Annotated in this window: 15 protein-coding genes and 1 pseudogene; 8 read left to right on the top strand and 8 right to left on the bottom strand. The window is 65.9% G+C overall.

Translation table 11 applies throughout. The features are described 5' to 3' along the window. Positions 1–12: 12 nt before the first annotated feature. Positions 13–3,618 carry a MobF family relaxase gene (gene mobF, locus ACFFBG_RS12495; protein WP_375479124.1) on the bottom strand — a complete coding sequence of 1,202 codons (3,606 nt, stop codon included), beginning with the start codon at positions 3,616–3,618 and terminating at the stop codon, positions 13–15. Between the two features lie 646 nt (positions 3,619–4,264). Next, positions 4,265–4,873, bottom strand: a complete 609-nt coding sequence (locus tag ACFFBG_RS12490; RefSeq protein WP_375479122.1) for a nuclease-related domain-containing protein — start codon at positions 4,871–4,873, stop codon at positions 4,265–4,267. Between the two features lie 405 nt (positions 4,874–5,278). On the opposite strand from ACFFBG_RS12490, the gene ACFFBG_RS12485 reads away from it, so the two are divergent. From ACFFBG_RS12485 to ACFFBG_RS12460, 6 genes are all read left to right on the top strand, one after another. Continuing rightward, on the top strand, positions 5,279–5,482 hold the full coding sequence (locus tag ACFFBG_RS12485; protein ID WP_375479120.1) for a hypothetical protein: 204 nt from the start codon (positions 5,279–5,281) through the stop codon (positions 5,480–5,482). Further along, a complete protein-coding gene (locus ACFFBG_RS12480) occupies positions 5,482–5,997 on the top strand; it encodes a type II toxin-antitoxin system death-on-curing family toxin (protein ID WP_375479118.1) in 516 nt (171 codons plus the stop codon). The genes ACFFBG_RS12485 and ACFFBG_RS12480 overlap by 1 nt, the downstream gene beginning before the upstream one ends. Before the next feature lie 27 nt (positions 5,998–6,024). After that, complete coding sequence (locus ACFFBG_RS12475) at positions 6,025–7,524, top strand: N-6 DNA methylase (RefSeq protein WP_375479116.1); 1,500 nt, start codon at positions 6,025–6,027, stop codon at positions 7,522–7,524. Further along, positions 7,517–8,707, top strand: coding sequence for a hypothetical protein (locus ACFFBG_RS12470; RefSeq protein ID WP_375479114.1), 1,191 nt, complete (start codon positions 7,517–7,519; stop codon positions 8,705–8,707). The genes ACFFBG_RS12475 and ACFFBG_RS12470 overlap by 8 nt, the downstream gene beginning before the upstream one ends. 3 nt (positions 8,708–8,710) lie before the next feature. Further along, the gene (locus ACFFBG_RS12465) at positions 8,711–11,749 is read left to right on the top strand and encodes a type I restriction endonuclease subunit R (RefSeq protein ID WP_375479112.1); all 3,039 of its coding nucleotides are present in this window, start codon (positions 8,711–8,713) and stop codon (positions 11,747–11,749) included. Positions 11,750–12,633: 884 nt separating this feature from the next. After that, positions 12,634–13,752, top strand: coding sequence for a hypothetical protein (locus tag ACFFBG_RS12460; protein ID WP_375479110.1), 1,119 nt, complete (start codon positions 12,634–12,636; stop codon positions 13,750–13,752). 413 nt (positions 13,753–14,165) lie between these two features. Here the strand turns inward: ACFFBG_RS12460 and ACFFBG_RS12455 are convergent, their stop codons facing one another. The 5 genes from ACFFBG_RS12455 to smpB form a co-directional block, all read right to left on the bottom strand. Then, the gene (locus ACFFBG_RS12455) at positions 14,166–14,414 is read right to left on the bottom strand and encodes a hypothetical protein (protein WP_375479108.1); all 249 of its coding nucleotides are present in this window, start codon (positions 14,412–14,414) and stop codon (positions 14,166–14,168) included. Between the two features lie 255 nt (positions 14,415–14,669). Beyond that, on the bottom strand, positions 14,670–15,101 hold the full coding sequence (locus ACFFBG_RS12450; protein WP_375479106.1) for a hypothetical protein: 432 nt from the start codon (positions 15,099–15,101) through the stop codon (positions 14,670–14,672). A 31-nt stretch (positions 15,102–15,132) separates the two neighbouring features. Then, positions 15,133–15,702, bottom strand: coding sequence for a MarR family transcriptional regulator (locus tag ACFFBG_RS12445; protein ID WP_375479104.1), 570 nt, complete (start codon positions 15,700–15,702; stop codon positions 15,133–15,135). Positions 15,703–16,261: 559 nt separating this feature from the next. Beyond that, positions 16,262–16,600: a hypothetical protein gene (locus tag ACFFBG_RS12440; protein ID WP_375479102.1), complete on the bottom strand. Its 339-nt coding sequence runs from the start codon at positions 16,598–16,600 to the stop codon at positions 16,262–16,264. Positions 16,601–17,241: 641 nt separating this feature from the next. Further along, complete coding sequence (gene smpB, locus ACFFBG_RS12435; RefSeq protein ID WP_375479100.1) at positions 17,242–17,754, bottom strand: SsrA-binding protein SmpB; 513 nt, start codon at positions 17,752–17,754, stop codon at positions 17,242–17,244. 197 nt (positions 17,755–17,951) lie between these two features. Between smpB and ACFFBG_RS12430 the strand changes: the two genes are divergently transcribed. Continuing rightward, a complete protein-coding gene (locus tag ACFFBG_RS12430) occupies positions 17,952–18,365 on the top strand; it encodes a hypothetical protein (RefSeq protein ID WP_375479098.1) in 414 nt (137 codons plus the stop codon). Between the two features lie 88 nt (positions 18,366–18,453). Here the strand turns inward: ACFFBG_RS12430 and ACFFBG_RS12425 are convergent. Then, positions 18,454–18,777 (bottom strand): annotated as a pseudogene (locus ACFFBG_RS12425) (hypothetical protein); the annotation flags it as partial. A gap of 124 nt (positions 18,778–18,901) precedes the next feature. Between ACFFBG_RS12425 and ACFFBG_RS12420 the strand changes: the two are divergent. Next, on the top strand, positions 18,902–19,795 hold the full coding sequence (locus ACFFBG_RS12420; RefSeq protein WP_375479096.1) for a Rieske 2Fe-2S domain-containing protein: 894 nt from the start codon (positions 18,902–18,904) through the stop codon (positions 19,793–19,795). Positions 19,796–19,907 lie beyond the last annotated feature (112 nt).

Here is a 19,907-nt window from a genome sequence, read left to right as displayed (position 1 = left end):
GGTGCGTCGTCGTCACGGGGGCCGGATCCTGGGCGTGCGACGCGTCAGCTCGAACGCCTCTGGACAGACGTTGGCGAGTCGGTAGTCCAGCGACCGCCCGGCGTACGTCTCCGGCAACGGCCGCTCGGCGATCAACTCAGGCAACCGGCCTTCCACGTCGAAGCCGGCGGCGTTGGCGCGCGTAAACGCTCGCGCCAACACCGGCCAGTGCGGATCGTCCGCGAGACCGGGCGCGACTCGTTCAATCAGCTGTCGCCAACGGTCCGACTCACCGAGCAGGTGGCCGATGGCAGCCTTGACGTGCGCCTCGAGCTGACGCTGATGAGCCGCGTCATCGCGGTCGAGTGCTCCGCACGGACGGAAATCCGACACACCGACGTTGTGGGCGGCCCGCCAGACAGTGACCTGCTCGGCAAGTGTCGGTTCCTCCTGCTGCAGCGCCGCCGCCCACCGCGTGTCCGGCAGCATGTCGGTGACAGCGTCCGCACGCTCGAGAATCTGCGCGAACCGGAGCGCCAGGTACTCGTCCCAGGTCGGATCGCCGGTCATCGGCAGTGCGGGCAGCCACGGCAGCGGCGCAGCGCCGACCTCCGAGTGCGCGGGCGCCGACTCGACGGTAGATCGGTACCGCGCACAGGCCGTCCGCAGCCGGGTCGAGGGGTTCTCGTCGAGGCGGCGTTGCGTCGTCGCCGAGCGTTTGGCGCTCTCGCGAGCCAGGACCCGCTCGAGCAGCTCGATGCTCGTCGACGGGTGAAGGGCCTCGGGGGTAATGGCCGCATGACCGTCGCCGGCCGTGCTGACATCGAGGTAGACGTGGTTGCCCAGCCGACCGCGCGACATCGCTACGTACAGCGACTCACGATCCTCGTCGCCGGTGAGCACGGTGTGGCAGGTGTCGGCGGTGCTGCCCTGCGCGAGGTGGATCGTCGTCGCGTAACCGAGCTCGACGTAGCGGTGCACGTAGCGGGACGGCAGGGTGATCGAGCGGCGGGTGTCGGCATGTGTGACCCGCAGGCCGCCGTCTTCTCCTACGTTGTCGACGTGCCACCGGTCGCCGTTCTTCACCCAGTCGGTCGCGGTGATCGGCAGCCGCCGGTCGTTGTGCCGGGTGACGATCGTGTCGCCGGCGCTCACGGTGGTCCCGTCATGCAGCCGTGCCTGCTCGACCGGTGCGCCCTGCTTGAGGAGCCGGTCGGCCTGGGCGCGGATATTCAGCTCGCGGACGATCCGGTTGGTACGGGCAAGCAGGATCGAGTCCCGCCCGGTCTCTCGATCGACCCGCCATGCCGCGTAGGCCTGCTCGACCGTCGACCCGTGGTCGCCGGCATGGATGCGGTCGTGGTCGAGGTAGTAGCCGAGCCCGACGGGGTCGCCGACGCGAAGCGCCAAAGACGCACGTCCTTCGAGCGGATCGGCGAAGCGCACCAACGTCTCGAGGCTGGCCGCACCGGTCGTCTCGGCAATGTCCCGCAGCACCCCGCCGGACGCGACGTGCGCCAACTGCTTGGTGTCACCGACGAGCCGGACGCTCGCACCGCGCTCGAGCGCGAAGGCGATGACGCGATCCAGTCCTGGCGTGCCAGCGGCGCCGGCCTCGTCGACGATCAGCAGCGTCCGCTCGTCGATCGCGTCGACCCACCCGGGACGAGCGTTGTGGTCGAGAGAGTGGAGGAGCTTGTCGATCGTGTCCGTCGGCCTACCGATCGCGCGGCGCAGCTTGTCCGCGGCGCTGCCCGTCGGAGCGAGCCCGACCACTGTGCCTCCATCGTCCGTCCACGCAGCCGCGAGCACGCCGAGCGCGGTCGTCTTTCCCGACCCGGCCGGTGCGATGGCGAGCTGGACCCGCCGGCCCGACATCGCAAGATCACGGACCAGCGCGGCCTGCCCTTCGTTGAGCCGCGTGCCGTTCGCGGCTGCCTCGAGCAGGGCCACGTCGACCGTCGTCCCATCCAGCGACCGTCCATCGAGTAGGGAGGCGGCGCGAAGGATGCGTTCCTCCGCGTCGAGCACGGCCGTCGAGGTGAAGAGCTGCGCCCCGGCGACGGCGAACACGCTCGACCCGTCGCGCCGGCGCAGCGTGCCCGGCTCGGCCAGCTCATCCGGGTCGCCGAGGCGTACTGATAGCTCCTGCGACAACGCTCGCGCCAGGGTCGCCTCGACCACGACGTCCAGGTGAGCGAGCGGGACGTTCGCGTACCGGACCCGACGCTCGACCTCAGCCCGGACTACCCCGGCCCGCCAGGTGCTCGCGCTGTCGGCGACCGTCCGGACGACGTCTGCAGCGGTCCAGGTGACCCACCGGTCGTCGATGGTCGCCTCAGTCTCGATCGGCGCTGGCGTCACCCGCGCCCTGACGCGAGCGAGCATGGCCACCAGCGACTCATCGCCGCCGAGCACCGTCGACGCCTCGTCCCGCCACGCGTTGCGCTGTTCGGCCTCAGAGCGCGGAGCGTGCTTGCCCAGCCGGGTGTCAGTGTTCGCGCGTCCGAACAACCTGGTCTGTTCGGCGAAGTCCGGTGCGCGACCGTGGGCGCGGCTGAACTCCGCCGCGAGCACCTGCTGCCGTGCGGTGATGTCGGCGCGACGCTTCGACCAGAACCGGGCCAGCGCCGGGTCGACGCCCACGATCTCCCGCACCGGACGCTTGCCGCTCTCGTCCGGTCGGTCGGCGAACCGCAGACCGAGCCGCGCGGTCAGCCCTGCTTCGAGCCGGGTGTTGTACCGCTCGGACGCCGCCACCGCGGCCCGGTGCAGCGGCCGACCGTCGAGCGCGAGCCACCGACCGCCGGTCGTCTGGACCTTGTTCGAGATCGCGACGTGTGTGTGCAGGTCGGGGTCACCGGCGCGGGAGTCGCGGTGCGTGAACGCGACGGCGAGCAGGCCCCGCGCGTCGACCTGCTGCACGCCGTTCGCGCCGACCCGGGTGTAAACCGCCTCGCGCTCGAGCCAAGCGATGACGTCACGTACTGCCGCGTCGTGCGCGGCGGCGACCTCGTGCGCCAGCTCGGGGTCGGCGAGCGACCACAACGTCGAGACGCTCTTGACCGGGGAGAACGTCAGGTCGTAGCCAGCGACCGACTGCGCCCCGGGTCGCGAGGCGCCGATGACGTAGTCGGTGAGCTCCCGCACATCGGCCGGCTCGCGGCCGTGATCACGGACGAACCACTCGCGACCCAGCTCGGTCCGCAACCCGGCCCGGACATCATCCGCAATTGCCGCGCCCGGCCGCTCACCGTGGTCGCGGTTGAACTGAACAAGGCGCCGGGCCAGCTCGTGGCGGAACTCGCTGCTTGCGGACCGGACCGCGAACGGCCGGCCGAGCCCGGTCGACGGAGACGGGGTGCCATGAATGAACGCCGCCTGCTCGATCGCGTCGGCGTTCGGGTGCCGGCCCTGGCCGAACAGCGCCACCATCTGCGCCTCGTGCACCCGGTCGCCGATCTTCGGCCCGACCTCGAGACCGTCGAGCCCGCGACCCAGCCAGACCCCGGGCGACTCGCCGCGCTCGCTGTAGTACTCGCCGAGGTTGGCGTAGCCGGTGTCGCCGGCGTCGTTCGCGGCCACCTGCCGCGTCAGGTAGGTGTAGCCGTTGCCGGCGCTCAGCTTGTGCAGCGTCATCATTGCGCTGCCGCCGATCGTTTGAACGTCATGGCCTGCCTCCGGGAGTGAGATTTGCTCTCACCCGGGTAGGGCGCTTTTTTCGACCCGGACCGGACCTCCGGTTGCGAAAAAGTTTTGGGAATCTCTCGTTCGGCATGGGGACGACGATCCGCAGACGTGTACAACTATTCGTCACCCCAAGGAACGCTGAGAAGCACGTCCGGGTCGTGTCACCCCAGCAATTCCGGGCGTCACCTGCCTCCCGGGCGTCCGTGAAGATGATCTTGAAGCTGGACTTGACGGGCTCGGCGGCGGGACAGGTGACACGTGTCCAGGCAGGGGTGACACGACGAACCGCGGGAGGTGACACAGCCGGTGAGCAAAGGTGACACGACCTGTGCGCGGTCCACGGTCGGTTGAGGCGCTGAGCATTTAGCTCGTATGCGAAGTTCATGCCGAGCAGCGTCCGCAGACGTGTAGCGATCAGTGTGAGGTCGGCGAGACCTCACACGTCCCGGCAATACCTCACACGCCGTTCTGGCCCAGTCGTTTCGGGCGGTCGGTGGGGTTCGGAAGTTTCCTCGGCCAGGCGGCCGCCACGGGCCGGTAAGGGCAGACCTGACACGTCCTCGAGCCGCTTCACACGTCGACTCGGTCCGTGGTGCTACGTGGTCGGCATCCTCTTGGCTGGCAGGCGCTCCGCCAGATACCGCGCGATCTGCTCGCGCTCGGCAGCATTAAACGGACCGTCGTCGGCGACTAGCCGCGCGCATCCCTTCGGACCGCGGACACGGACGTCCCCGATGTCAATCTTCCCGGAGAAGGGGAGCTCGCCGTCGACGAAGCACAGCACGGCTCTGATCGGCACGTCGGCGAATGGCGAACCGGACAACGCGGTCCGGACGGCCGACAACTGCCACTCCATTGCCTCGACCATCTTGGTCTGGTCGCGGCCACGGACCATCAGCTGTTCGCGGTAGGGACTGAGGAACCCGCCGGATCGGTGCAGTGCGATCTTGGCGCCCGCGTAGCGCTTGGTGTCGACAACGAAGACGCCGGACGGCCCGATGACGATGTGATCGATGTTGGCCCGGCTGCGTGGGACGCAGCGATCGTGCAGGGCGATGACGGTGTCGCCCAGCTTGGAGAACCGCTCGCCGACCCGCTGCTCGCCGATGCCGCCCTTGCGCCAGGCCTGGGTCGACTGTGGATCGTCGAAGAGCGAGCAGCAGTCCGCCGATCTTTGGGTGCGCCTCGCGGACTCGATCTTCACGCTTCTGATGACGGCGTTCGAACTCGGCGCGGGCCGACCCGCCAGCCATGCCAAGATCGATCGGCGCCGGCTCAAGAACCGCGACCTCGGGTTGCCCGGTCGCAGGGAGCGTTTGTGCGCCGGCCGCGCACGACAGACACAGCACCACGCGCCTGCTCTTGTCCCATGCGGCACGCTCGCCGGCGGCGAGGGTCTGACCGCAGCTGCACACACCGGGGCGGCGCAGTGCCATGAATTTCAGCGTGGACGGGGCAGGGAGGTCGACGGACACGTAGCGCTCCAAGATCGGCCCCCGCGGCCTAACTTCACGTTGACCTCACATCGTGGCTTAGTCGCCGAGTGGCCGCAAGATCGAACGAGGGGAAAGTGTTCGCCAGGACCGGAGGCCGGAGATATCGTTTCGATATGGCCTTTGTTGTGAAGCTGAACCCGGAAGACACCGAGGCGTTGCGCGAGCAGGCCGCCCGCGAGCACCGGTCGATGCACGAGGTCGCGGTGCTGGCGATAAAGTCGCGGATCAACGGCGACCGCCGCGCCGCCGTCCTGGACGGGCTGTTCGACCAGGCCGCAACTGAGGACGCGGAGCTGCTCGATCGCCTCGCCCAGTAGTGACCCGCTACCTGAGCTTCGAGGACATTCTGCGCCAGGTCGACCGGGCAGGCTTCGTTGTGCGCGACCCGGGGCTGCTCGCCTCAGCCGTCGCCCGGCCGGAGACATCAGTCTTCGGGGAGGACGCCTACTCCACCATGTGGCTCAAGGCCGCTGCGCTTTGCCAATCGATCGACAACAATCAGGCGTTGGTGGACGGCAACAAGCGGCTGGCCTGGTTGTCCACGAAGGTGTTCCTGGCGATCAACGGCCAGCGGCTCGAGACGACGGCGGACGAGGGGGAGCCGTTCATGCTCGACCTGGTCGCCGGCCACGCCGAGCTACCGCCATCGCCCGCTGGCTCGAAGACCACTCCACCGACGCCGACGTTCCCGATTTCCCCGGCGACTCGGCAGCATGATCATCACCGAACCACACCTCACACGTGTCACCTCAGTCGACCAACACGCAAAGCCAGGCGATCACACCTCTTGCACGGCACGCATGACCGGGCCAGAACGTGCGCCTGCGCATAGTCTCCTGATCGTGAAAGATCAGAACCGATGACGATCGTTCTGCAGGACCTCGAGAAGAGTCTCTGGAACGCGGCTAATGCGTTGCGCGGTCCGGTCGACCCCGCCGACTTCAAGACCTACGTGTTCCCGATGCTGTTCTGGAAGTGGATCAGCGACACCTGGGCCTACGAGCACAACCAGGCGGCCGAGAAGTGGGGCGACGCGCTCGACGACGAGATCGAGGCCGACTTCCACCAGTTCGAGCTGCCCGACGGTACCCGCTGGGCGCAGGTCACCAATTCCTCGACGACGCTCGGCGCGAAGATCACCAAGGCGTTCGGCCGCATCGAGCAGGCCAACCCCAAGCAGCTCAACGGCATCTTCGGCGACGCGGTGTGGGCCAACGAGGACCGTCTGCCGCAGTCGGCGCTGCTCGGCCTGATCAAGGCGTTCAACGAGATCACGCTGAACCCCGACACGGTCGGCCACGACATGCTCGGCCAGGGCTACGAGTACCTGCTGAAGAACTTCGCCGACGAGTCCGGCAAGAAGGCCGGTGAGTTCTTCACCCCGCGGGGCGTGACCCACCTGCTCGCGGGCATCCTCGACCCGCAGCCCGGCGAGTCGGTCTACGACCCGACCTGCGGTTCGGGCGGCATGCTGATCGAGACGATCAACTGGGTCCGCCAGAACGACGGCGATCCACGCACCCTGAGCCTGTACGGCCAGGAGGTCAACCTCACGACCTCCTCGATCGCCAAGATGAACCTGTTCCTGCACGACATCAAGCGGTTTGAGATCGCCCGCGGCGACACGCTGCGCGACCCGAAGCTCCGCGACCCTGACGGGTCGCTGCGGACCTTCGAGGTCGTGATCGCGAACCCGCCGTTCAGTCTCCAGAATTGGGGCGCCGACCGCTGGCCGGCCGATCCGCGTGCTTTCTGTGGCGTCCCGCCGGCCAAGAACGGCGACTACGCCTTCGTCCAGCACATGATCACTTCGATGAAGGACAATGGCGGCCGGGTCGGTGTGGTCATGCCGCACGGCGTCCTGTTTCGCGGCGGCGTCGAAGGCAAGATTCGCCAGTGCCTCGTCGAGGAGGACCGGCTGGAGGCCGTCATCGGCCTGCCGTCGAACCTCTTCTACTCGACGTCGATCCCGGCCTGCCTGCTGATCTTCCGCGCCGAGAAGGACGAGGACCGCCGCAAACACGTCCTGTTCATCGACGCCTCTGCCCTCTTCGCCAAGGGCAAGAACCAGAACACGATGACCGCGGCCGACATCGACGACATCCTGACGGCGTATCGCACGGGCACGGACCCCGACGGCGAGGGCGGCATCGAGATCCGCCTTGTGCCGCTCGACGAGATCAAGACCAGCGGGTTCGACCTGAACGTCGGCCGCTACGTCAAAGGCGCTGCTGCTGCCGCCACCGACCTGCCTACGGCGATGGCCGCCTACCAAGCCGCTCGCGCTGCGCGAGCGACCTCCGAGGAACACATGTTCAAGGTGCTCGCCGCAGCCGGTATCGAGGTCGGCGATGAGTAAGTGGCCGCTGGTCGCCCTTGGTGAGGTGACCTCACAGAGTCGCGACTACGTCAGGGTGGATCGTGACACGACCTACCCGCTCCTCGGCGTTCGCTGGTACGCGCAGGGCGCATTCCACCGAGAGACGGTTACGCCGAAGGCCGGAACGATCTGCCGTGTCCGACCTGGGCAGTTCATCTACAACCGCCTCTTTGCCTGGAAGGGATCATTCGGGCTCGTCACGGAGGAGCTGGCCGGCTCGTACGTGTCGAACGAGTTCCCGCTGTTCGACTGCGACCCGGCTCGCCTCATGCCCGAGTACCTCGCTTTCGTCTTCGGGCGTCCCGAGGTCTGGTCGTGGATCGAGCGGGTTAGCACTGGCACGACGGCGAGTCGCAACAGGTGGAATGAGCCTGCGTTCAACAGCTATCGCGTCGCCCTTCCCTCACTCATTGAGCAACGTCGCATCGTGAGCGTCCTGTCGGCGGTTGACTCGCAGATCGTGGCCCTGGAGACCGAGCAGCGAACCGCAGATGAGGCGCTTGACCGCCTTCGCAATGAACTGCCAACCCTCGCACCTGTCCCGCTCGGAGACGTTCTGCTCGCGATCGACAGTGGGAAGAGTGTCCAGACCTCGGGGGAAGCTCCGCGCGTCGGAAAGCCGCGCATCCTGAAGATCAGCGCCCTGCGCCCCGGGCTCTTCCGCGCGGATGAGGCCAAAGCTCTCGACGTCGAGATGCCACATTCAAGCCTTGTCAACGAGGGCGACCTGCTGATGACCAGGTCGAATACTCCTGATCGGGTTGGCTATTGCGCTCGCGCCCGGGGCGTACCTGCGAGCACATACATGCCCGACCTCGTATGGCGCCTGCGAATCGACAGTGACCGCGTCGACGCCGACTTTCTGGAGCAGGCCCTCGCGTCTCCTGTGATGCGTGGCCGCGTAACCGCGACGGCTACTGGTACGAGTGCCTCCATGAGAAAGATCAACAAGCGCGGGATCTCGACGGTGATGCTTCCGCTCCCGCCGATCGAGGTGCAGCGAGAGTTCGCCGCCTCGTGTCTGTCGGCCGTGCATGCGGTCGACGCTCTCGCCGCCGAACTCGCCGCGCTCCGTGTCGTTCGTGCCGACCTCCTTTCCGCGCTGCTGTCGCAGGAGATCACCGTCGATGCCGCGGTCGACAAGTTCGTGAAGGCGGCCTGATCCGTGGGGTTCACCGAGGCGTCGACGATCCAGCGGTCGCTGGTGGAGTGGGCGGAGGAGGCCGGGTGGGAGTACCTGCCCGGTGTCGAGCTGCCTCGGGACGAGTCGCTGACCGATGTCGTGATCGACGTGTGGGCTCGGGAGGCGCTGCTGGCGCTGAACCCGGAGTTGGCGGGCGAGGCAGAGTCGGCCGAGGTCGTGATGGCTGAGATGCTGCGGGCGACTCTGGAGGCTCAGGACGGGCTGATTGCCGCGAACGAGGCCGTGACGGTGATGCTGCGTGGTCACCACGCTTTCAAGACCGTGGACGGCAAGCACGAGCCGCGTCGCTTCATTGACTTCGAGCATCCGGAGCGCAACCGGTTCGTGGTCGCCGACGAGGTGACGGTCAAGGGCGGCCCGAACACCCGCCGCTTCGACATCGTCTTCTACGTCAACGGCTTTCCGCTGGTCGTGGTGGAGACGAAGACGCCGGTGAACACGAAGGTGTCGTGGCTGGATGCCGCGCGGGACCTCTACGAGACCTACGAGGTCGAGTACCCGCAGTTCTTCGCCCCGAACCTGTTCGTGGTCGCTACCGAGGGGCTGACGCTGCGGATGGCGGCGGTGCGCTCGGAGCCGGACCCGGAGTCGGAGCTGTGGGCGCCGTGGGGCTCCACCGAGGACGACGCGAAGCTGACCGGCCCGGCGCGGGTGGAGCGTGCGGCGCGGCTGCTGCTGCGGCCGGAGACGGTGCTCCGGATGCTGCACGACTTCGCCATGTACCGGCACGCCCGTGACGCCTCGGAGTCGGACTTCAAGCTGTTGCCCCGCTATCCGCAGTACGAGGCCGCGCTGATCATCCACGACAAGGTGCTGGCCGGCGCGCCCGGCGGTCTGATCTGGCACCACCAGGGCTCGGGCAAGACCGAGCTGATGGCCTTCGCCTCCTCGGCCCTGCTCGGGGACCCGGGCGCGGGCGACCCGACGATCATCGTCATCGCCGACCGCAAGGATCTTGTGCGCCAGACCGCGGAGCTGTTCAACACCACCGGTATGCCTCGGGTGGAGACGCCCGACAGCAAGGCGCAGCTCCACCGGCTGCTGCGCCGGGGCGACAGCGGCGTCGTGATCACCACGGTGCATAAGTTCGCCGAGGCCGGCCACCTCAACGACCGGTCGAATATCATCGTGCTGGTCGACGAGGCCCACCGTTCGCAGGAGGGCACCTTCGGCAAGGCGTGGCGCGAGGCGGTGCCCAACGCTCGGTTCTTCGGCGCCACTGGCACGGCCATCGAGGACAGCAAGCGGAGCACGTTCAAGCTCTTCGGCGACCCGGATGACCCCGGCTTCATCATGTCCCGCTACACCCCGGAGCAGTCGATCGCCGATGGCTTCACCAAGCCGGTGATCGTCGAGCCGAGCCCGGTCGAGTTCCGCCTGAACAAGCAGGAGCTGGACGAGGCGTTCGATGAGATGGCCGAGGTCGAAGGCCTGAGCGAGGAGGATAAGGAGTTCCTCGCCGGCAAGGCGTCGCACGCCGAGACGGTGCTGTCCAACCCAGAGCGGATCTCGGAGGTCTGTCGGCACATCGTCGAGCACTACCTCACTTACGTGGAGCCGCTCGGGCAGAAGGCGCAGGTCGTCGCCTACAACCAGGACCTCGTCGTCGCCTACTCGCAGGCGATCCAGGCCGAGCTGATCCGGCGCGGCTCGAACCGCACCGTCGGCGTGGTCATGCACGTCTACCCCGGCAAGCACGGCGAGAAGGGCCACCAGCAGTACGCGCTCACCGACGAGCAGGAGGAGGCGCTGAAGCGTCGCTTCAAGTACGTCGACGACCCGCTGTCCTTCGTCGTCGTCACCGCGAAGTGGATGACCGGCTTTAACGCCCCCATCGAGGGCGTGCTCTACCTGGACAAGCCGCTGAAGGCCGCCAACCTCTTCCAGACGATCACCCGACCAAATCGGCCGTGGAAGAACCCCCGCACCGGACAACGCAAGGACTACGGCCGCGTCGTCGACTACATCGGGCTGGCGAAGGCCATCGGCGAAGCGCTGCTCGGCCCGCGCCAGGCCGACGAGGACGCCAAGGACCAGGTGAACATCGCCGACATCAGCCAGTTGGTCGGCCGGTTCTTCACCGACCTGTCGACTATCGACGCGCTGTTCGCCGGCATCGACAAGTCCGACCCGAACCTCGCCTCGCTCGCCGAGGCGCACGAGCGCATCCCCGACGGGAGCCCGTCGCGTGAGCAATTCGTCCAGACCTTCGTTGCGTTGCAGGCCATCTGGGAGTTCCTCGACCCGAACCCCCTGCTCGCCAACGTCAAGAGCACCTACCTGTGGCTGGCGAAGGTCTACCAGTCAGCGCTGCCGCGCGACCATTCCAAAGCGTTCCTCTGGGAGAAGTACGGCGCCAAGACCCAGGCACTGATCCACGCCAGCATGTCCAACGTCCAGGTCCGGCCCAAGCCCGGCCGCAGCGTCACCCTCGACGCCGCCGGCCTCGCTCTGGTCAAGCGCATCGCCGAGCAGTTGCGCCTAGCCAACATGCCCATACAGACCGACAAGCAGCCCGGCGACATCTACGAGCAGGTGCTCGACAACATCGAGGGCCGGCTGAAGCGCCGCGTCGAAGGCACCGACGAGGCCGTCTACAAGTCACTCGCCGAGCGCATCGAGAAGCTCCGCGCGCAGGCCGTCACCAACGTCGAGGAGTCCCTCGCGTTCCTGGAGGAGGCACTCCAGATCGCGCGCGACGTCGTCGCCGCTGACCGCGCTGCCGAGGCCGGTGACATCGAGCTGTATGACCCCAAGACGGGTGCCCTCACCCAGATCGTCGAGGAGAACACCCCGCCCGGCCTGCACAAGATCATCCCTGACATCGTGCACGCCATCGACCGCATCGTCGTCGAGGTGGCCTTCGTCGGCTGGCACGAGGACAGTGATGGAGACAAGACCGTCCGCCGGGAGCTGCGTACTGCTCTGAACGATTTTAGTCTTCCGCCAACAGGGCCTCTGTTCGACAAGACTTACGCGTACGTTCGTGAGAACTACTGAACGCGCGAATCCCAGTCCCCACGAAGCAGACGCTTCTGCTCCGCCTCAGGCGCGGCTCGCAGCGTCTCGATGTAGTTGCTGGAGGCGGACCCAACCGACACTTTGATCGAAAGTAGGTGCTGTGCACTTTCGAGCTCACTGACTCGTGGCCGGTTGCGCGTACACCCCCACGGTGCTTGTGCCTCGACGTTGAGCGAGTCGCCAGTGGTTCGCACTGCCCCCGTCGCGCGGGTACAGACTCGTGGGCACGGTCTTGCTAGTTGATTTAGCCTGGTTCCGCTGCTACTATTTCCTGCGTGCCCTGCAGGGCACATGCTCATACTGCCTCAAATGCGAACGCGGTTGCCCACTCCTTCGCCGATGCTACGTCGTATTCGCACACAAATTCACAGTCTGACTCTCAAGCATCCTCGTAGTCCCAGTCGCCCTCCACCTCAAAGTCGTCCATTTGACTTTGGAGCGAGAGATGAGCACTGACCTAAAGATGCTTCTCTTTGTTGCGATAGTTGCTAGCTGCGCTGTTATGGCGCAGTACGATCCGGCTGCGCTACAGGCTTTTGCCTATGCGCTTGTCGCGGCCGTGCTGGTTAGTTGGCTATCGCGAGAAGAGCAATAGGGCCTGAATCTGTACAACAAGGTTCTATGTCGCTAAGAATAGGGACTTCACCATCAAGGTGGAGTCCTTATTTCTTGTTTTCGGAGGTTCCGTGCGCGCTATTGTTGATCTGTCCAGCGCTTGGCCGGGTACGGCTGATGTCACATTGCGGGCGTTCCTCGACAGTCCGTCCGGTGTACAAATCGAACGGCCTGTGCTATGCTTGATCTCCGCATCTGCCGGCGCTGTGGGTTCAAGCTTGAACCCGTCAGACTTAACATTTCGTGTAGTGCAAGACGACAATGCTGAATTGGTCAAACTTGTGCAGGAGCAAGGTAGAGAGATTTTAGCTGAAGGCCACGGATTGTTAGTCGCGAGCTTCAGACCCGCAGTTCGAGCCGTTTGTGACCATCTAATGACTGAGTATGCAGCAGTGACGTTTGTACCTCTAGCTTTATACTCACCTCCCGCAGAAGCCGTCGAACGTCCCAAAGTGGCTTTATCTTCTGGGCAATCATCATTGATAAGCGACGCGGCCGACGCACTAATTCGCGCCCTCTCTGCGCGAGGCGGTCGTGTTCGCAAATCAGATATTCGCGGCATACTTGTGATGCAGGATGCGAAGTTTGATAAATCAAATGGCGGCGTCGCTGCGCAGACGGGCTTCATGACCATTGTCGTCAATCACTTGATTCGCAGGAATCAGGTCCGGCTTATAAACACTCAAGAGAACGATGTAAATCCTTGGGTGGAGCTCGTCTCCGACGTGTCAACCCACGTCAGAGCCGCTGCCGCCGCACAGGAAACGGACGGGAATCTAGCCCCTCGAGACTCGTATCGGCGCACCTCGGATGACCTGATAAGGGAGCTGCGCGAGGCGTCGCTGGGTCCATTCCAGGACGTACGTGCAAAGGTTTATGAAGAAATGGCATCGGTCTTGGCCGACGCAAAAGAAGAGCCGGTCTTCGTTCGGGAGCTTGTCAAGCATTCAATTTCAGCTGTACGCACTGAGATGGACGAATACCTCAACGGACGTGGGAAACCGTATCCATGGAGTAAAGTTCGAGTTCTAATAACCAAACTGCTTAGCTCCGCTAAGGTGCTTTTGGTTACGCCGGACGGCGAGGCAACAGCTTTCTCTTGGACTGATGGTGACATTGCAGTTTCCGGGTTGATAGACGAATTTCGTGAGGCGCTCGATTCGGTCTTACTGCTGCATTTGCTGCGGAACAAACAAACGCTTTGGTTGGATCAATTGGCTGAGCTTTCCGGGGCCTTATATAACAGCCGGCGTGATGACGCCATCGATCGAGGCATGGCTCTCATAAGCTACTGCACACGCGCGGGGATTGTTAGACGAACAGCTCATAGCGATGTCGAGATCGAGGCGTGTGTAGAAGCGATATAACAGGCTTCTGTGCTCATGTCAGTCCCACGCGCATCGCAAACACGCGCTCGCCACCACCGTGCAGCGACGAAGCAAGGGCGCCCCCCGGGGCAATCCGAACGGGCGCGCCTCATCCTGTTACCTGATAGCAATCCCAAAATGTCAGCTTATGGAGCATTCCGGGGACGAGCGGCGTGTTCAGCTGCCGGTCTGACATGCCCGCCGCCCGCGCCCAAGGATCTAGGGAGGTCGGTAATAGTGACCCAGCTGGTCCAGGTATGGATCGTTTTCTAAAGCTGCTCTACGCCCGCGCTTAAGATACCGGTGAGGTCCTGAACGGCGCCCCGTTCGCGGTGGCTGACGAGGTTCGCGTCACGCGTGGTGTCGTCGAAGGCCAGTCATGCACGTGGCAGATGCCGTCCCAGTCGAGTCGGTCATCGACGGGTCCCACCGATCTCCGCGCCGTCGCCCGACAGGTGCTCGGTGATCACCTGCGGCGTAAGGCGCAGATACTCGCGTTGCTCCGGCCGCAACCCGCGACGCCAGCCCCCTCGGACCGCCGGCATCCAACCGCCCTTGCCCGAGCGAGTGTTGTCCCAGCGAACCGCGTACGCGTCGGTGCGTGCGGCGAACAGCGCGGCGTAGAAGGCGACCTTGTCTGCTGGCGGCGAACCGGCGTGCACGCTCCCCGGCGCGGATTCGAAGATCGCGGTCTGAACGGGGCCTGGTGGTTGAGCGTGAGCCGGCGTGAGCTGCAGCAGTCGCAGGAGGCGCGCGTTCTCGGCTCTCAGCCGCTCAATTTCGGCTCGCAAGCCGGCCAGGTCACGGTCGAGCGAGCTTGCTGTCGGGCGATCGTCGGGCACTGCGACACTCCTCAGTCTCGTCGACCCGTCACGCGCGCTAGCCGCTGTTCGTCGAGGATCGGGCTTGCAGCGTGCTCACTCGACGAAGACCGGTAGCGCCTCGACGAGTTGTTCGGCCATCGCGTGCAGGCTTCGGACCACTGGCATTTCGGCTTCGACGTCTTCGCCCGTGATTGGCGTGATGTCGTCGTACTCGACCTGGTTGCGGGTGCGCCGCAGGCGTCCGAAGGGACGGAACGCGTCCCGTGGGGGCGGCTTTGTGAACTGGGCGGCGATGGCTTCCTGGATCGCGTAATGACCGCCCCGGCTGGTTGCCCGCAGACCTTGAGCTTGCAGCACTGCGGCGAGGCTCTTTCGTGCGGCGTCGTAGAGCAAGGTGTAGGCGCCGGTCGGGTCTGCGCAGGCGAGCCTCTGCGCGCTGTCGAGGTGTCCTGCGGCTTGGGCGAGGAACCCGCGCGCAGACTGTAGGGACGGTGCGACGTTCTGCAGGTTGCCGGCCGCGATCAACGCTTTGATCTCGTCGACACCAGTCGGCCAGCTAGCCATCGATACTGCCGATCGTCAGCTCTACGAGCGGGTTGTCCTTTGCTGTTCGGGTGAACGCGTCCTTCGCATCGCGCCACGCTGAGACGCCGCGAAAGATCACCTGACCGTCGTGGCCGACTGCGCGCAACGCCTCGGTGATCGCTTCAGCGACATCGTCACGGTTCGGCGCGCCAACCACAATGACATCGACGTCGTGGGGGAAGGCGCCAGCCTGGCCTTGATACCGGGCAGCCCAGGAGCCGCCGATGTAGGCCTGCTTGATGCCAGGGACGTCGGTGAGCGCGCGCTCGAGAGCCGGCTTCGGTCCGTAGCCGAGCAGGAGCAGGTTCGCGAGCGGACCGATCAGCGCACTGTCGCCTGCGCGCAGCAACCGTGCGCGTCCGACCCGGCGATCGGCGAGGATGCCGGCCTGGACGAGGCGCTCGACCTCGGAGTGCAGGTTCCCGGGGTCGCTTCCCGTTTCACGGGCAAGGTCGGCGATGCTGGCCTCACGGTCGGGCTGCAACAACACTGCGGCCAGCAGGCGAGCTTGGGTCTCGCTGCGCAGCAACGGCGCAAGCATTGACGCCGTTCGTGTCATACGCACACGATATCAGGTCTGGACGACACGACCGATGGTTCTGGCTGAAGTTTTTCACCGCGGTTGCGAATGATCGCCAGCAGCCATTAGTAGTCGCTGACAACCCTCCACGCGAAGATGATCTTGCGGGGCAGTTCCATGATCGTTTGGTTGCATTTTTGGTTGCAATGAAACCGGACATTTGGGGTTCGTGGACAACCGCCGTTGTCCGGTGATCTTGCTGGAGGTCAACGTTTACGGGATTTTTGGACTCTGACGGACTTTGGTGAACCCCCCGGTTTTGCGCTAGCAGTGTGGGGGTCAGGGCCAGCGAGGCAATCTGCGCTGTCGACAATCCTGGCGGTGAGCTGACCCAGGAGAGCTCACCGCGCTCGTCATCGAGTGGGCCTTCGCCCCTGGTGACCGCACGCGGTAACGCCACCGCGGAGTTGGGCACCCGCGCGCCGCGTCGATGATCCAGATCGTGCTGCTAGACGCTGGTCTCGGTAATGTCGCAACCTCCGGCCGTGGGTGTCAGAACCCTCGTCGGCGCTCTGCGAATTCACGTGACCGGTGCGCGTGTGCGCAACACGTCCAGTCGTCGCTCGACGATCGTGCCCGACGGCCACGAACTCACAAAATCAAGCATTGCGTCGACCTCGTCGATCAGTTCCGCACGGGTGAACAACCCGTAGCCGGCCGAGTCGTAGTGACCGATGAGGGCGCCGAGCAGGTCGTCGCGCGTCAACGGCAGATCGCGGACCAGGGCGGTGGTGGTGGCGCGGTGCGAGCTCATGCCGCTGAACGAGCGACCACACCCACACCCACCGTCCGGGTCGCGCCGATCCTTCGCGCACACGAGCCCGAGCCAGACCAGCTCGCCCTCGATCGTCCAGTCCAAGTCGTTGGCGCGAGCACCCTGCCCGAGCGAGGTTGCTGTCAAGATGTTCATGGCCGAAGCGTGCCAGCGGGGTCCGACAGAATCGTTACGGCTGGCGCAGCACGGGTGTCTCGGAGCCCGTCGTGTGCTCGTCCGCAGTTGATTTCCGGCCACTCGCGAACGAATAGCCGCTAGAGCACGTGGCGCTACGTCGGAGCGGTGGCCGAGCAGATCAGCCAACGGGAGTTGCGCAACGGCAGCGGCCGCATCATGCGCGCGCTCGACGACGGCACACGTTTGTGGTGACCCGCAACGGCCGGCCGGTTGGGGAACTGCGCCCCATGCGCCGTGATCGCTTCGTCGACGCGGTCACGGTGACGGAGGTGTTCCGGCAGGCCCCCCATTGGATGGGGATCGTTTCCGAGCGGACATCGATCAGTCCGTCGACCAAGAGATCGAGCCTCGTGCCTAGGCGGCTTCCGCGGGCCTTGCGGTCGCGACACCCGGGGCATGCGCGGGGCGTCGGGAAGCTGTAGTCCGAGTCCGTCGAGTCGTTGCTCGATTCGCACGGCATGATCATGCCGGATTAGCACCTACCGATCCATTCGCGCCGTGCGGTCCAGGTCAGTCGCGCGAGTGTCGACGGCTCGGCACGTTACATGTCACCGTCGGCGCTTGATGTGGTCGGACAGAGCACGCTCGATGTCGCGACGGGCGTCGCGTTCTGCGAGATCGTGTCGTCGATCCCAGGTCTTCTTGCCGCGGACGAGTGCGAGTTCGACCTTGACGCGGCCGTCGCTGAAGTACAGGGCTAGTGGCACCATCGACAGACCGCTCTCGTGGACGATCTGCTCCCACTTCACGATCTCAGCCCGGTGCAGCAAGAGCTTGCGTGTGCGTCGGACAGCATGGTTCGTCCACGTGCCGAAGGCGTACTCGGCGATGTGCAGGTTGTGCAGCCACATCTCGTGATTGTCAACGGTGGCGAACGCTTCGCTCAGGGTCGCTCGGCGTAGCCGGAGGCTCTTCACTTCGTTACCCACGAGGACGATCCCGGCCTCGACCGTGTCCAACACGACGTAGAGGTGGCGCGCTTTGCGGTTTGGGGCAACCGGAAGCCGCCCACGCTCCTTCACACCGCAGAGTGTCACAGTTCCGAGCACCTGACGTGACAAAGCCTGGACCCGGCATGGTCGCCGAAAGATGAGCTGTGTGGTGTCGCTGCCTACGCTCGAAAACCTCCTATCCGCTGAACCTCATCAAGTCGTGCTCGTCGAGCGCGCGCGGCAGATGGGCGAGCGCGCAGTTGACAGCTGTTTGGTCGGGCGCGTCGTTGCCGTGTCGGGTTGGGCCGCGGTCCTAGCGTGGGTTGGTGGCGAAGAAGGAGCGGTCGAAGGCTGAGCAGCGCCGGGCCAAACGGCGGGCGCAGCGCAAGGCCGGGCGGCGTGCCAAGGCGAAGGCCAAGCCGAAGCGGAAGCCGCGGTCGGCGAGGCGGAAGGGGCGCTCGCGGGGGCTGCTTCGCCGCACAGCGGGCGGGTTTCGGCGTGCGCTGGGCCTTGGCCGCCGTGCTACCTCGCAGGCGGTCCGGCGGGTGCCACGCCGCGATCGCGTGCGCGCCAAGCGGCGACGCGCCCGCAACCTCCTGCTCGCGGCGACGGCGCTGATCCTTGCGACGTACTTGCTCGTCGAGTCCTTCTCGGGTCTGTTCGTGGTGGTGTGGCTGGTTGTCCTCGGCGTCTGCGTATCGGTCTTTCGGGCACCGCGTGCCCCGGGCGCCGGGCCGTGATGATTGCGGGTGGCTGACTCGAGTCGGTGCTGCCGCGTCGCGCACGCCGGCTCAGCGCGGCTGCGCTTCCTGGACCGCCTGTTCGCCTCCGTGCAGCTGTTGCTGTCGGGCACTTCGATCGTGCCGCTTTGACGTAGGCCAAGGCGTCCAGCATCGCGGCCGGGCCGTCGAAGTCTGCGGCCAACCATTGGCAGCGATCGCCATTCAGCATTGGGTGCAGGCCGATCTCCTCATCGCCGGTGAGGTGGTCGGTGATCACCGTCGACGCCAGCGACAGGTACTCGCGCTGCTCAGGCGGTAGCCCACGACGCCAGCCGCCGAGACGATACGGGCCCTCGTGCCACCCGCCGGTAGCTGGCGATTGACTCGCGACGGTTAGGGCGACCCGAAGCTGGCGCGCGGCGTCGCGAATGAAGTCCTCATCCAGGTGATTGCTGCGCGAGCTGCGTTTGGGTGCGCAGCCGCAGGGGCATGTCGCTCAGAGGGTTGGTCGCACCGCGATGAGCCCTCTCATATGTCGGGGAAACGGAGTTCCCGTGGCTGGCAGCTCGCTTCGCAAGGCAGATGCGGCTCTCGCACGGATCGAGTCGGCCAATGGACTGGACGGACTCGCCGACAAGGTCGCGACCAACATGCGCCGCCTCATCCGTCCGGGGTTCATCGAGGATCAGCTGAGCGGTACAGCGGTCGGCCATCCAGTCCATCCGGCGATCGTCGCCGTGCCCATCGGCGCCTGGACGCTGGCGTCCACCCTCGACCTCACCGGCGGCGACGAGTCGGCAGCCGATGTCGCCGTCGCGATCGGCACGCTGAGCGCGCTACCGGCAGCGCTCGCGGGCTGGAGCGACTGGCTCAGCACCGAGGGGGCCGAGCGCCGCGTCGGCCTGGTGCACGGACTCGCCAACTTCGTCGGCGTCTCCCTGCAGAGCGCTAGCTGGGTCGCTCGGCGACGTGGCCGCCGCATTACCGGCGCCGGTCTCTCGCTCGCCGCCCTGGCCCTGACCGGAGCGGCGGGCTGGCTCGGTGGCCACCTCGCCTACGCGATGGGTGTCGGCGTGGACACCACCGCGTTCCAGAAGTACCCCACGGACTGGACGGACGTGCTCGCCGCGGACGACGTCCCGGCGTCCGGATCGGCGACGGGCGAGGCCGATGGGGTTCCTTTGCTGTTCGCGCGGGTGAAGGGCGACATCGTCGCGCTGGCAGATCGGTGCACGCACCGCGGCGCCCCGCTGCACGAGGGCGAGATCGCCGACGGCTGCGTCACGTGCCCGTGGCACGGCAGCGTCTTCGAGCTTTCCACTGGTGACGTGGTCTCCGGCCCCGCGACCCGTCCGCAACCCAGCCTCGAAGTCCGCGTCGTAGATGGACGGGTGCAGGTCCGACGCGACGAGCAGCGCACGCTGCGCACCAACCCAGCGGGACGCTGATCGGCAACGAGGGAGTGTGGGACTGCCCGCCGATCCGGGCCTCCGAGTCGTTCAGCGACCCGTTGAGCGTAAGAGGACGGCGTGCAGAGGTGGACGGCTGGATTGGTGAGTG

Source organism: uncultured Jatrophihabitans sp., assembly GCF_964251945.1.
GTDB lineage: Bacteria > Actinomycetota > Actinomycetes > Mycobacteriales > Jatrophihabitantaceae > Jatrophihabitans.
This window is presented reverse-complemented; position numbering and strand designations above follow the sequence as displayed.

Excerpts from the sequence above, each read along its gene's own strand:
- mobF (WP_375479124.1), bottom strand. The coding sequence starts at position 3,618 with ATGACGCTGCACAAGCTGAGCGCCGGCAACGGCTACACCTACCTGACG.
- ACFFBG_RS12485 (WP_375479120.1), top strand. The coding sequence starts at position 5,279 with ATGGCCTTTGTTGTGAAGCTGAACCCGGAAGACACCGAGGCGTTGCGC.
- ACFFBG_RS12475 (WP_375479116.1), top strand. The coding sequence starts at position 6,025 with ATGACGATCGTTCTGCAGGACCTCGAGAAGAGTCTCTGGAACGCGGCT.
- ACFFBG_RS12470 (WP_375479114.1), top strand. The coding sequence starts at position 7,517 with ATGAGTAAGTGGCCGCTGGTCGCCCTTGGTGAGGTGACCTCACAGAGT.
- ACFFBG_RS12445 (WP_375479104.1), bottom strand. The coding sequence starts at position 15,702 with ATGCTTGCGCCGTTGCTGCGCAGCGAGACCCAAGCTCGCCTGCTGGCC.